16 protein-coding genes and 1 rRNA gene are annotated in these 13,899 nt (G+C 28.2%); 5 read left to right on the top strand and 12 right to left on the bottom strand.

The window, feature by feature from the left end; translation table 11 throughout:
• A 16S ribosomal RNA gene (locus tag BUA92_RS19405) occupies positions 1–84 on the bottom strand; the annotation flags it as partial.
• Between the two features lie 454 nt (positions 85–538).
• On the opposite strand from BUA92_RS19405, the gene BUA92_RS19400 reads away from it, so the two are divergent.
• From BUA92_RS19400 to BUA92_RS19390, 3 genes are all read left to right on the top strand, one after another.
• Complete coding sequence (locus BUA92_RS19400; protein ID WP_021803190.1) at positions 539–1,219, top strand: DUF1700 domain-containing protein; 681 nt, start codon at positions 539–541, stop codon at positions 1,217–1,219.
• A gap of 14 nt (positions 1,220–1,233) precedes the next feature.
• On the top strand, positions 1,234–2,157 hold the full coding sequence (locus BUA92_RS19395) for a DUF4097 family beta strand repeat-containing protein (RefSeq protein WP_073022319.1): 924 nt from the start codon (positions 1,234–1,236) through the stop codon (positions 2,155–2,157).
• A 130-nt stretch (positions 2,158–2,287) separates the two neighbouring features.
• Entirely contained in the window at positions 2,288–3,568 is a 1,281-nt protein-coding gene (locus tag BUA92_RS19390; RefSeq protein WP_073022318.1) for an alkaline phosphatase family protein, read from the top strand.
• Between the two features lie 21 nt (positions 3,569–3,589).
• Here BUA92_RS19390 and rluF read toward each other — a convergent pair whose 3' ends face one another.
• From rluF to BUA92_RS19375, 3 genes are read right to left on the bottom strand one after another with little or no spacing between them, the layout of a single operon-like run.
• A complete protein-coding gene (rluF, locus tag BUA92_RS19385; RefSeq protein WP_083553604.1) occupies positions 3,590–4,402 on the bottom strand; it encodes a 23S rRNA pseudouridine(2604) synthase RluF in 813 nt (270 codons plus the stop codon).
• Positions 4,350–5,402, bottom strand: coding sequence for an anti-sigma factor domain-containing protein (locus BUA92_RS19380; protein ID WP_073022316.1), 1,053 nt, complete (start codon positions 5,400–5,402; stop codon positions 4,350–4,352). The genes rluF and BUA92_RS19380 overlap by 53 nt, the downstream gene beginning before the upstream one ends.
• A 29-nt stretch (positions 5,403–5,431) precedes the next feature.
• Positions 5,432–6,004 carry a class D sortase gene (locus tag BUA92_RS19375; protein ID WP_073022315.1) on the bottom strand — a complete coding sequence of 191 codons (573 nt, stop codon included), beginning with the start codon at positions 6,002–6,004 and terminating at the stop codon, positions 5,432–5,434.
• Between the two features lie 407 nt (positions 6,005–6,411).
• On the opposite strand from BUA92_RS19375, the gene ispF reads away from it, so the two are divergent.
• Positions 6,412–6,888, top strand: coding sequence for a 2-C-methyl-D-erythritol 2,4-cyclodiphosphate synthase (gene ispF / locus BUA92_RS19370; RefSeq protein ID WP_073022314.1), 477 nt, complete (start codon positions 6,412–6,414; stop codon positions 6,886–6,888).
• Positions 6,889–6,910: 22 nt separating this feature from the next.
• On the opposite strand, the gene BUA92_RS19365 is transcribed toward ispF, so the two are convergent.
• Positions 6,911–7,249, bottom strand: a complete 339-nt coding sequence (locus BUA92_RS19365; protein WP_073022313.1) for an arsenate reductase family protein — start codon at positions 7,247–7,249, stop codon at positions 6,911–6,913.
• Between the two features lie 85 nt (positions 7,250–7,334).
• Between BUA92_RS19365 and BUA92_RS19360 the strand changes: the two genes are divergently transcribed.
• A complete protein-coding gene (locus BUA92_RS19360) occupies positions 7,335–7,922 on the top strand; it encodes a flavin reductase family protein (protein WP_073022312.1) in 588 nt (195 codons plus the stop codon).
• A gap of 50 nt (positions 7,923–7,972) precedes the next feature.
• Here the strand turns inward: BUA92_RS19360 and BUA92_RS19355 are convergent, their stop codons facing one another.
• From BUA92_RS19355 to BUA92_RS19325, 7 genes are all read right to left on the bottom strand, one after another.
• Positions 7,973–8,413 (bottom strand): hypothetical protein, encoded by a 441-nt coding sequence (locus tag BUA92_RS19355; protein WP_073022311.1) that lies wholly within the window; start codon positions 8,411–8,413, stop codon positions 7,973–7,975.
• Positions 8,414–8,536: 123 nt separating this feature from the next.
• Complete coding sequence (locus BUA92_RS19350) at positions 8,537–9,325, bottom strand: Cof-type HAD-IIB family hydrolase (RefSeq protein ID WP_073022310.1); 789 nt, start codon at positions 9,323–9,325, stop codon at positions 8,537–8,539.
• A gap of 144 nt (positions 9,326–9,469) precedes the next feature.
• The gene (locus tag BUA92_RS19345) at positions 9,470–10,120 is read right to left on the bottom strand and encodes an ABC-2 transporter permease (protein WP_073022309.1); all 651 of its coding nucleotides are present in this window, start codon (positions 10,118–10,120) and stop codon (positions 9,470–9,472) included.
• Positions 10,107–10,979 carry an ABC transporter ATP-binding protein gene (locus BUA92_RS19340; RefSeq protein ID WP_073022308.1) on the bottom strand — a complete coding sequence of 291 codons (873 nt, stop codon included), beginning with the start codon at positions 10,977–10,979 and terminating at the stop codon, positions 10,107–10,109. Before BUA92_RS19340 ends, BUA92_RS19345 begins: the two co-directional genes overlap by 14 nt.
• 3 nt (positions 10,980–10,982) lie before the next feature.
• Entirely contained in the window at positions 10,983–11,357 is a 375-nt protein-coding gene (locus BUA92_RS19335; protein ID WP_073022307.1) for a GntR family transcriptional regulator, read from the bottom strand.
• Between the two features lie 147 nt (positions 11,358–11,504).
• The gene (locus BUA92_RS19330; protein WP_073022306.1) at positions 11,505–12,770 is read right to left on the bottom strand and encodes an Nramp family divalent metal transporter; all 1,266 of its coding nucleotides are present in this window, start codon (positions 12,768–12,770) and stop codon (positions 11,505–11,507) included.
• 71 nt (positions 12,771–12,841) lie between these two features.
• A complete protein-coding gene (locus BUA92_RS19325; RefSeq protein ID WP_073022305.1) occupies positions 12,842–13,891 on the bottom strand; it encodes an ADP-ribosylglycohydrolase family protein in 1,050 nt (349 codons plus the stop codon).
• Positions 13,892–13,899 lie beyond the last annotated feature (8 nt).

Raw genomic sequence — 13,899 nt, 5'->3', positions numbered from 1 at the left:
ACCGAAGCAATTTCCTCGCTCGACTTGCATGTGTTAAGCACGCCGCCAGCGTTCGTCCTGAGCCAGGATCAAACTCTCAATTTAAGTGGCGCTCCAAATCTCTGATTTGGTCAGCGGAACTTACTCATCAGCTTCGCTGAGGAGTTTCCTTCTTACAAATCGTTTGGTGTGCACAAATTTTAGTTTAATCTTACTCTAAGAATTACGTTGACTATAAGTAGTTGTTCCAAATTTCACATTTGTTACAATTACTTACTCACAACTTTCGTTGTGTAAGTTTTATTCAAAACTTCTTAAGTTTCCTCTGTTTAATTTTCAAATAACATCGTCACCACTTGGCGACTTATTCATAATAACATCTCTTTAAATCGATGTCAACAAAAAATATTCATTTTTTTAAACTTATTATTTTAAGTACTTCTTTAATAATTCTTATTGCCTTCTTAAGATTTCCTTAATGTAAGTCTAAACGTCTTGAATTCCACTTATTAAAATCATACAATTCAGATATACGATAAACAAAAAGGAGGTAACGAATTTGATAAAAAGTGAATTTATAAATATATTAACAAATGGTCTTATACAAATGCCTAAAGAACAAAGAGACGACATAATTTCTCAGTATGAAGAACATTTCGATATAGGGATTTCAAGTGGAAAAAGTGATCATGAAATAATACAAGAGTTAGGCAGTCCCTATGAAATAATCGAAAAATATAATGGAAACTCTCATAATACGCCTGAGGAGAATGAGGTTGAATATACTCCAAGTTTTAAATCTGAAATAAAAGAGCCAGATAGTGATTATAAAAACTATACTAATAATTCTTACAATAATTATGAATCTGTAAGAAATAAAAAATCTGATAAATCAATTTTATTGACTATTTTTCTTATTATTGTAGTTTTAATTCTTTCTCCTGGAATAATAGGTGCTGTTTTTGCAACAATTGCAGCCTTATTTTCTGGAATTATATTTTCATTAGCCTTAACCTTTAGTAGTGTTCTATTATTTTTTGCAAAACTATTAAATACTGGTCACTTAAAGGATATGCTCGGAAGTGTTCTAGATCAAATTCCTATGGCATCTACCATTTTCTTTTTAATAGGGAATATTTCTCTTACAATTCTATCTTTTATAATAATAATTCAAATTTTTAAATTTTTATGGTATCTTACAAAGAAGTTTTTTGCATTCATGAAAAATTTATTTAATTAGGAGGTGACTTATCTATGAAGAAAAAACTTAGCTTATTTAGCTTTTCTATAATTTTAATAATCATATGTATAATAAGTTATACAGGCGTAATTATTAGTTTACTCTCATCAAATATAAGTGTTAATGATTTAAGTAAATTAAATATAAATGTAAATTCATTTTTTAATAGAAACACTTATACCTATGGTGTAGATTCAACTGAATCTAATTCTTTAGATGGGATAGATTCAGTAAACTTAAATTTCGTTACAGGGAATATAACTATTGAAACTTGGGATAAAAACGAAGTTTCAGTAAGTGCTATTGGAAATGTAAGTACTAATAATTCTATTCAAGACTTTAAGCTTGAAAAAGCTATTTCAGGAAATCAGGTAACTTTTTCATTTTCTAATAATATAAATCTACTTTCTAACTTATTTAATTCAGGAGATATGTCTATTAAAGTTTTTATACCAAATAACTATAATAAGAACTTAAATATATCCTCTACATCTTCTTATATCAATATTAATAATAATAGTTTTAATTCTATAGATATTAAAACTATTTCAGGTGATTTGGAATTAATGAATATTAATACAAAAAGTATTAATTCCAGTTCTACTTCAGGCAATATTTCTTTTAATAATGTAACTACTGAAACATCTACTATTGAAAATATATCTGGTAGTGTGTATGCTCAAAACTTTTCTGGAAATATAAATTGTAAAACAGTATCTGGAGATATAAATGTAGATTTTAATAGCTTTAATAATGATTATAAATTTTCTACTGTTTCAGGATATACGAACTTAACACTTCCTTCTAGCGCATCTTTTGCATTAACTACTGAAACTTTAAGTGGATCTGTATCTAATGAATTTGGATCAAATAACAATTCTAATTCAAAAATTAGATTTAACTCTACTTCTGGTGATTTATCGATAAATAAAAAATAATAATAACCACTCAAAATATTTATGTTAATTTTGAGTGGTTATTTTTTTAGAAATTTAAAGTGATTTTAATAAAAAAATTGGAATATATTTGATATAATTATATGTGTAAATATATTCTAGGAGTGATTTTATGCAATCAAAATATATGATTATAATTTCCTTTGATGCAATAGATAAAAAAGATTTTGAATTAATGAAAGGTTTTCCGAGCTTCTCAAGAATCATAAATGAAGGTTCTTATTCTAATGATGTGGAATCTGTTTATCCATCATTAACTTATCCAGCACACACAACCATTTCTACTGGTAAAAATCCTATTAATCATGGAATAATAAATAATACCTTGGTTCAGCCTAAATTCCCAACTAACTCGGATTGGTACTGGCAAAGGAAATATATAAAAGGTAAAACTTTATACGAAGTTGCAAAAGAAAAAAGAATGAAAACCTCTACTTTTTTGTGGCCAGTTACTGGAAAGGCTGATATTGATTATAATGTTCCTGAAGTTTTTCCAACTAGACCTTGGCAAAATCAGATACTGGTTTCTTTATTAAACGGGAGCAAATATTTTCAATTTGATATTAATAACAAGTTTGGACATATAAGAGATGGACTTAAACAACCTAATCTTGATGATTTTGTGCTTGAATCTTTTTTATATCTGCTTGAAAGTAAAAAATCTGATTTTATGATGGTTCATTTTACTGATCTAGATACTAATCGTCATAATTACGGTTATTCATCTAAAGAGGCTTATGATGCTTTGAAAAGGCATGATAATAGGTTAGGTAGAATTATAGGTTCTCTAGAGAAGCTTAATATGTATGATGAGACTACTCTAGTGGTCTTAGGAGACCATAGCTTTTTAGATGCGGATTATGTAATAAAGCTTAACAAGTTATTTATAGACAATTCACTTATATGTGTAAATGACAAAGGTTTAATAGAAGATTACATCGCTTATTGCAACTATTGTGATGGTTCTGCTTATATTTATATTAAAAACAAATTAAAAAAGGATTTTGTATTTAATTTATTAAAGAAGTTCTCTTCTGAAAATAATAACTGTATAGAAACTATACTTTCTGAAGAAGAAGCTTCCTTACGTGGTGCAGATAATCATTGTGATTTTATGCTAGAGGCTAAGAGAGGTTACTATTTTATAAATGATATTGATGGAGATGTTATTGAAGAAGTTAGCGATAAATACCATAAGGCTACTCATGGTTACGATCCAAAAATCAAAGATTACCAAACTGTTTTTATGTTAAAAGGACCTTCTATAAAGAAAAATCATCCTATAGGTCCTATGCATCTTACATCTGAAGGACCAACTTTAGCTCACATTTTAGGTGGCTCTCTTCCTGAAGCTGATGGACCTATTCTTTACGATATATTTAAAAATAAATAAGGCTGGAAAACCAGCCTTATCTTATATAGATTTTATTGAACCAGATATCAGATTGTTTATCTCTTTTAATTCTTCATCAGACAAATATCTCCACTGACCCATTTTTAAATCTTTTAAATCTACATTCATTATTCTTATTCTTTCTAATTTCCTAACTTTATAGCCTAAGGCCTCACACATTCGTCTTATCTGCCTGTTTAATCCCTGAGTAAGTATTATTCTAAATACATAGTCACTTTCTTTTTGTACAAAACATTTTTTCGTAATAGTTCCTAGTATCTTTATTCCAGAGCCCATTTTAGCTATAAACTCTTTGTTAATAGGTTTATCTACAGTAACAATATACTCTTTTTCATGGTTGTTTCCTGCTCTTAATATCTTATTTACTATATCACCATCATTAGTTAGAAAAATCAATCCTTGAGAATCCTTATCTAATCTACCTATAGGGAATATCCTCTCTTTATGACCTACAAAGTCCACAATATTTCCTTTGATTTTTGATTCAGTTGTGCAAGTAATACCTACTGGTTTATTTAATGCTATGTAGACTTTTTTCAGGTTTTCTCCTATTAATATATTATTAACCTTAACCTGCTGTCCCTTTTTCACTTTAGTTCCCGTAGTTGCTTTAACACCATCTATAAAAACTTTTCCTTGTTCTATTAATTTGTCAGCTTCTCTTCTTGATGTAAATCCTGAATCTGATATGTATTTATTTATTCTAATGTCTTCACTTTTTTCACTATGTTTTATTATATTATTTGAGTTTACATTACTATCACTTTTTCTCTGTGCTAGTTTTTTGTTGCTCTTCGCTTTTCTCAGATTCATGATCGTCTTTATCCTTCCTAACCTTATGTTCATATCCAACATTATTTATTGAAGTATCAATATTTTTTTCTATTAAGTACTTTTCAGTTTCTTTTATGCTATCATAAGAGATTGCTTGCTGATTTACAAAAATTGTGACTGAATTATTTACAAGCATCTTTTTTTCATAGGCTAATGCTAAGATCTTTTTTAGTGCATCATCTAAATCAGTATTCTCAACCTTTGCTTCATCTAAGAGGTCAGACCCTTTTTCTGTAGGGGAATAACTATATACCACCTTATTAAAAGAGTTAATTTCAACTTTGATTAATGATGTCGTATTAATAATTATTATAGATGTAATCTTATTATATTTATAATAAAGCACTCCAGACAAAGCAATTATAATTGTTAATATGATTGCTATCTGTTTTCTATAATGCTTTAGGCTTTTACTTTCATTACCTTCTTTTTCTTCACCTAGTTTAACACTTTCATTTGTTTTTATCTTTATAAAACTTCCATCACATGTTAATATAATTGAGTTTTTTCTTTCTTTTCTAAGTATTATCCCTTTATGTAACTTTTTATCACCTTCAGCTTGTACTATTCCTTGTTTATCATACTCAACTATATTTATGTATTCTTGAATAAATCTATAATTAGGATTGGCTAATATTAAAGTATAAGCTATTATAAAATCACCCCATAGCTCAACAAATGTTCTTGAGACTCCTGTTTCTCTGCATATATTACTTATAGGTAACTCCCTCTTTTTTCTAAGTAAATCATAAGTATCAGGGCTCTCAATAATATAATACGCTATATTTAAACAAAGATTTTTACTCGCTTCCTTTTGGTTACTATTAACCAATCTACTTAATTTAACTTTATATAATGCTAACTCCCTAATAAATAAGAATACTTCCTTACCTCTTATTTTATCCTCATCAGGATTAACCATTCTAATTTTACTTCCATTAAAAAATCTATACCTAAGCTTTGTTATTAAAGCATCCATACTATCAACTCCATATACCTTAATTTAGCCTATACTTTTAGCACACCTTTAATTATAAGTCTTTTTTTACCTCCAGGTGTACAAGTCACAAGTGTTATAGTACTATCCTTTGTGGCATCTAATACAGATACTTGTTCTGGCTCTACTATAAAACTATCATTAACCTCATAGACATACTCATTCTCTTTTGTTTTTATTATTATTTCATCGCCTTTTACTAGTTCATCAACATCTTTAAAAAATCTATCATTGTGCGCTGCCAAAGCAAAGTTTCCCTTCTCCCCTGCTTTTGCGGTTTCTGGAAAATGTCCTATTGCATATCTTAGTGTTGATAATTCTACACCTTCTACAACAGCCGTTTCCACATTTATTTTAGGTATTTTTAACAGTCCCATAGGAGGAATAGTTACTTCACTACTACCACTTTCATTAGTTACACTTGTACCTTCTTCATAAGATTGATTTAAAACCTCGTCAAAGGCTAACTTCAATTTTTGCTGTTCTTTGTAAGCGATATATTTTTCATTTCCTACCCAAGCAACAATTATAACGCCTACTAGTATTAAAATTACACCTACTATATTTCTTATTTTATTTTTCATAAATTCCTCCCATTGTTCTATACATATTCATATACTATATTATAGCATAGTATATAAATTTTTTTATTACTTAATTATTCATAAAAACTTTTACAAATGCCTAATATGTTTATGCTAAATTTGGTATAATATAAATATAAGATTTTGTATTAAGAGGTGATTAATATGAACGGCAAAGTTATTTATGTGGATTTTACAAAACATCAACAACCCGCTGCCTCTAACAAGTTAATGCTATTTAAAAATTTTTTTTATAGGATTAAGAAAATCTTTACATCGTCTAATAGTAAGGATTCCTATGATAACGTTGTTTATCCATTTAAAAAAATTCTCTAATTAATTTCTTTTATCCTCTTAAATTATGTCTTAGCTTATGCTAAAATATAATAAAAATTTGAGGTGATAAAATGAGAGTTGGACTTGGATATGATGTTCATGCATTAGTAGAAAATAGAAAACTTATATTAGGGGGAGTTCATATCCCTTTTGAAAAAGGATTATTAGGTCATTCTGATGCCGATGTATTGATTCATGCAATCATGGATTCATTATTAGGTGCTGCCGCTCTAGGTGATATAGGAAGACATTTTCCTGATACTGATGAAAGATATAAAGGTGCATCATCAATAGAATTACTTAAGTATGTAGGTAAGCTTTTGAATGAAAAGGGATACATTGTTAATAATATTGATTCAACAATAGTAGCACAAAAACCTAAACTTTCTCCATATATACCTAGTATGATAGATAATATTGCTGAAGCTTTAAATATAGCCATTGAGGATTTAAATATTAAAGCTACAACAGAAGAAGGACTAGGTTTCACTGGAAAAGGTGAAGGAATTTCTTCACATAGCATATGTTCAATAATAAAAAATAGATAGAAATTTTATTTCTATCTATTTTTTATTCCCATTGTTTCCAAACTTCAGGTTCATATCCTACTGTAGCTTCTTTTCCATTTCTAACAACAGGAGTTACAAAAAGCTTAGGATTCTTTAACAATATTTCTTCTTTAACCTCATCGCCTCTAATGTTTTTCAGATTTGATTTTTCGTATTCTTTAGATTTTATATTAATTAAAGTATTTAGTGTTAGTGACTTTCTTATACTTTGTAGTTCACCCTTACTTATAGCTTTTTCAGTTAGATCAATAAATTGGTATTTTATCTTCCTTTCTTTAAAATACCTCTCTGCTTTTTTAGTGTCAAAACATTTTTTAGTTCCGAAGATTTGTATATTCATTTCTTTCTCCTTATAATTAACTTGTTATATTAATATTCTAATGCTATAATTATGAGCCGTAAATAGTTATATTAGGAGGTCATTCATGGATAAAAGGAGTTTTAAAGGTAGTGTTATATTAAATCCAGTACCAGTGGTACTAATTACTTCTAGAAATAAAAACGGAGATGAAAATGTATTTACTGTAGGCTGGACTGGAACTCTATGCACAAAACCCCCAGTGCTTTCAATCTCTGTAAGACCTGAACGATTGTCTTATGAATATATTAAAGAAACTATGGAGTTTGTAGTTAATCTCCCAACCGCTTCTATGGTTAAAACCGTAGATTATTGTGGTGTTAAATCAGGTAAAACTGTGGATAAAATTAAAGAAATGAATTTTAATTTAGTTGAGTCTACTAACATAAATGTCCCATACATAAAAGAATGTCCTGTAAATATTGAGTGTAGAGTTAGAGAAATCATGTCTCTTGGTACTCATGATGTGTTCATTGCAGATGTCCTTGGTTCTCATGTAGACGAATCACTTATTGATGAAAAAGGGAAAATTCATTTTGAGGAAGCTAATTTAATCTCTTATTGTCATGGAGAATATTATCCCTTACCTAAAAAATCTTTAGGCTCTTTTGGTTTTTCAGTTGCAAAAAAGAAAGTTAAGAAAAAGAAAAAATAAAAAAGATGCTGTAGTAAACAGATTTTATATAATAACTACAGCATCTTATTTTAAGCCAAAATTTTCTCAGCATGTTCTTTTAATAATTCAATTTTATTATTATAGTCTACTACAGTGAAGTCATAAATGCTTTTTACATGCCTAAAGAAATCCATAAATTCAAGTCTTCTTGCTAATCCTATATTAAATGAATACGCAAGATTATTTAAAAATACCTTTTCTTTATGTTCATATTCTCCATCGACAAGAGCTAGTCCAACTAATTCAAAATAAATTATCTTTTTAACCCTATCACTTGAATCTCTTAAAGTTTTTTCTATCTCTTCGAGGGTAAGTTTATAAACATTACACTCTTCTAAAGAAAGTTCTTTAATATAATCATCTATTAAATTTTTTTCTTCATTTGCAAATATTTCATCTATATTAGCAAACTCTTTAACTAGATTTATAAATGCTATAGACTCTTCTTTATTTAATTCATGTAAAAACATCACTTTCCTCCTAATATTTTATTTTTTTTATCTTCTTATTATAACATTAGCACCAAATTAAAATATTCACAAATACATTTTTATAAAAAGATTGCCTTAGCTATGAAAGACAATCTTTTTATATTAAGCTCCTAATATCTCATCAATGCATTCATGGACATTATTAACATGATTTTTAGCTATTTCTTTTATTTTTTCTTCTGCATAATTAAATGTATAACTATTATTAGTTATCTCAAACATTGATATATCATTAAACGAATCTCCAATGGTATATAAATTATCAACTTTTAACTCTTTTCCATCAATAATTTTTTTAAGACCTCTTCCTTTAGAACAACCTTTCGGTACCACATCTAAATAATATTGGTTTCTAAATACTTCAACATTATCTCCATATTTATCAAGTATTTTCTTCTTAATCTCTTCTGATTCCTCGATGGATTTACTTCTAGGATACAAGCTAATTATTTGATAATCAGTATTTAAATTAATAATCTCATCTTTAGTAAATATTTTTGTAGCATATGATTCTAAATTAAATTCTTGTTCACGAATATACTTGTCCTTAATTAAACAAGTATCTATTCCGTTATCTAAAACAAAACAAATATTTTCATCATCAATAAAATCTTTAATTATTTTTATTGCAGTAACTGAATCTATTCTTTTATTGTATACAACTTCAAAATTACCATCCAATACTAAAGCTCCATTACAAAGCACCAAATAATCCGCATCTACATCCTTATAGTCTTTAAAAATTTCCTTTACTCCACGCAAGTTTCTTCCTGTGGAAATAATAAATTTGTGACCATTATCCTTTAACTTCTTTAGAGCTGATATATCATTTTTGGCTATTTCCTGTTCTCTAAATAAAGTTCCATCTAAATCACTTGCTAATATCTTCATCCGTTACCCCCTACTACATTTACTATTATAATAAAAGTCTATATTAAATAGTATAGTTGTACAACGTTGGTTAACTACTATTAACATTAGATAATGATAAAATAACAGATATGTTAACGATTTAATTGGAATTTTGTCTATATATCAGAAATCCTTTTTTCTATATATATTGGTTGATATTACATATGATACATAAGAAATAAGAATGGTTATTAAAAACAATAGTATACCTTTTATTAGATCACTAGAATTAATCATAAAATTAATTGTTTTTTCGCTTATATTTATATTATTTACTAAATAACTTGCTACTCCGAAAAACGCAAAATACACTATAAATCCAAAGAATCTAGTTTTTTGGTATCCAAGTTTATAATATAAAGGTGTTTCTATACCAGTAAATAAGCATATAGATAATAATCCTGTTAAAAAAGTTATAAAATCTATCGGCATTATTTGAACTCCAAATATTGGTTTAAAAGATGTTATAAAAACCGCTATATAGTATAGCACTGTAACATAAATTACGTTTATCAAAACATTTAAATACCTAACTAAAACTATATCTTTTCTTGAAACAGGTAATATATTCATCATTATATCTGCTTTATATTTATCATCAAAGGCCATCCCAGTGTTACTAATCACATAATGTATTCCGATAGCACACATAATAAATGAGATTGTTCCATGTTCACTAAAAAGTCCTGCAAATATAATAACGTATATTATAGAAAACAAATAATATTTCTTACATACTAATATATCTTTTTTCATCAAATTAATAATTCCCATTTTTATCACTCCTTATATAATAAAGCATAAGCTCTTCAATATTAGGTTTTTCCATAACTAATTTATCCCCATAGGTTCTTGATAGTTTATTTGCTTCTTTCGTTAATGCTTCAAACCCATAAGAATTTTCTTTAATAGCTACAAAATCTTTTCTATTTTCTAGAGTTAATAGATTTTTATCTCCTTTTACTAATCTATGCGCCTCTATTATTTCATCCTTTGCTCCTTGTAACAGAATTTTACCATCATTTATAATTATTAAATAATCTGCTATCTTATCTAAATCAGAAGTTATATGAGTTGAAAAAAATATAGTTTTATTCTCCTCTTGAATAATATCTGATAATATCTCTAAAAGCTCCTCTCTTACTATAGGGTCCAACCCTGATGTTGGTTCATCCATTATAAAAAGCTCTGCATTATGTGATAGTGCTATAGCTATAGAGTATTTCATTCTCATTCCTTTTGATAACTTAGATATCTTTCTATCTAAAGGAAGATTAAATCTTCTAATATAATTATTAAATTGATTCTCATCCCAGTTAGAATACATAGGAGAAATTATATTTTTCATCTCTTTTAGTGTTAATTCTTCATAAAAATATCCTTCATCTAAAACTACACCAATCTTATTTTTTAGTTCCTTATCATTAGTTTTATTATCTTTATTAAATATTTTTACGTCCCCTGAATCCCTGTTTATTAAATTCAATATAGATTTTATAGTTGTAGATTTACCTGCCCCATTAGCTCCTATAAAACCAGTTATATAACCTTGTTCCAGCTTTATATTAATATCTTTCAAAGAAAAACCTTTATAAGTTTTCCTTAAGTTATTTATCTCTAATACATAACTCATGTATTATTCCTCCTTAATTAATAATTGAAATATTTCTTCAAGTTCCTTTTTAGTTATTCCAAGCATATTAGCTGTATTAATAGCATCCATAAGTTTTTCTTCAACTGTTCTAAGTTTTGTTTCTTTTAAAATTTCCTTATTTTGAGAAGTAACAAAAAATCCTTTTCCAGCAACAGAGGTTAAAAACCCTTCCTTTTCCAAATCATCATATGCTCGCTTAGTTGTTATAACACTTATTCGTAGTTCCTTAGCTAGTTCTCTTATAGATGGAACAGCTTCACCAGAATTAACCTCTCCTCTTAAGATAGAATCCTTAATTTGATTCATTATTTGTTGATATATAGGTAAATTAGAACTGTTTGATATAATTATATTCAAAGGCTTCACCTCTTTTCGCTTCTGTATATATCGTATATACTGTATATATACATTATATACAGTATATACGATAGTGTCAACAAAAAAAGAATCTCAAAAATAGAGATTCTTTTGACTAAAAATTATTTAATTTCAATTAACTATAATTTAGAATATTGAACTAACTAGAAGCATTATATTTAAAATACCAACTATTATTCCTACAACCCATAAGAATATGCTTTCAAGACCTTTATTTTTATATTCTCCCATAACTTTTTTTGAAGAAGTTAGGTAAACTTGAGTAAACACTGTCCATGGTAATTGTATACTTAATAACATTTGAGAGTAAACCAACCCTTTAAATGGATTTGAGATAAAAAATATTATTATTGCTGCAATAACTAAAGTTATAGACACCCCTATCTTAGTATGTCTATCTTCCATATCATATGGTTCATTGAACATCCCAGCAAAAATACTACCTCCTGCCATACCAGCTGTTACGCTTGATGATATTCCCGCAAAAAGCAATGCAATAGCAAATATTAAAGATGCCCAGTTTCCTAAAAGAGGTTGGAGCATTAGGTGTGCTTCACTTAACTCACTAATCTTAATATTATTTGTAAAAAATACAACTGCAACTAAAATCATTGCACTGTTTATTGCCCATCCTATTGTCATAGATACTAAAGTGTCTAAGAACTCATATTTTAGTTGTTTTTCCATAACATCTTTATCTTTTAGATTCCATTGCCTACTTTGTATTATTTCTGAATGTAGAAATAGATTATGTGGCATAACTACAGCACCTAAAACACTCATAATTATAGGCATTGAATTTTCAGGAAAAGATGGTGTAAACCATCCTTGTACGGCTGATGGCCAATTTACATTAACCATAAACAACTCAACTATAAACGCTAAACCTATTACTGATACAAATCCTATTATAACTTTCTCCAATCTTTTATAAGAACTTGTATATAACATCCATAAAACTACTACAAGAGATATTATACTACCTATTTTAATAGGTATTTTAAATAGCATATTTAAAGCTATAGCTGCCCCTAGTAGTTCTGCCATAGCTGTAGCTATAGAAGCTAAAACCGCAGACCATAATATTGGCTTCGCTACCTTTGGCTTTATAAATTTTGTTATTGCTTCAGATATACATAATCCTGTTACTATCCCTAAGTGAGCTGCATTATGTTGTAGTGCTATTAGCATAATTGTAGACAAAGTTACCATCCACAATAATTTATATCCATAATCTGAACCAGCTGCAAGATTGGATGCCCAGTTACCGGGATCTATAAATCCAACGGTTACTAAAAGTCCTGGTCCTATATACTTTATAAAATCTTTTGCCATTAACTTTGGTTCATGGCCTTCTTTTGATAAGTTAATCTTCTTTATAAATTTCTCCATATAATCACCTAATTAATATCTATTATTATCTAATAGTATTATAATATATCTTTCATTTAATTGCACACTATTTAATGTGCTGGGTATTTTATTATCCATTTTTCACTGTCTTCATATCCTATTAATAAGTCATCTGCAATAGAAACTATTGTATCATATAATTCTATATTCTCTAGATACTCTTTCGGTATAGCATCAACTCCCAAATAAGCACCTAATATATTTCCTGTTATAGACGCTATACTATCACTATCTCCACTATTATTTACGGATATTAATACTGCCTTCTTATAATTATCACTATATTTTATAGATGCATATATAGCTCTTGCTAAAATTTCTTCTGCATACCAACCTTCACCTAATTCATTAATACAATCTATCGGTGATTTATCAGAATTTGCTAGCTCTAAAGCTCTAATTATTATATTTTCACATTCCTCATGTCTACTATATGTCTTTAAAACATTTAATGAATTTTCAACAGCACTAATCAAGTCACTTCCTTCTATAATTTCTGCAATTATAAATGCAAAAACACCCGCTGATAAATATCCAGATGGATGTCCATGAGTAATAGCCGCACACTTACACGCTTTTTCAAAGGCTTCTTGCTTTGAATAGCTTAATCCTATTGGAGCTACCCTAACAACTCCACCTGAATATTTGCTATCATTTACCGCATCCTCTATACTTCCTCTTTTCTCTTCCCTTAATACCTCTAAGCATGTTTCTTCTGGTTCCTTTAATGCATGAAACCACCCTCTCCTAAGTACCCAACTGTTTACAAGATATTTATCCATTATTTTATGAAGTCTTTCTTGAGTTGATAGCCATCTTATGTATGCATGATAAAGAATTTCTTCAAAATTTTCCTCATCTTCCTTGTTCATTTTTACTTTCGAACGTAGTACTCCTTCTGCTGTAAATAATGACATCTGAGTATCATCACTTATTTCAGCATTTTTCATCATTCCAAGTTTTAAATTTTCAACTCCATTTTCTCCGTAAGCTTCTCTTATTTCTTCTATAGTCATAAATTCAACTTGAAAACCTAGCGAATCTCCTATCGCTCCTCCTAGTAGACACCCTCTATAATTCTCTTTCTCTCTTTTTCCCATAAATAATC

This window comes from Clostridium intestinale DSM 6191 (assembly GCF_900130055.1).
Taxonomy (GTDB): Bacteria; Bacillota; Clostridia; order Clostridiales; family Clostridiaceae; genus Clostridium_T; species Clostridium_T intestinale.
The sequence above is the reverse complement of the archived record's forward strand: the minus strand, read 5'-3'. Positions and strand labels throughout refer to the sequence as shown.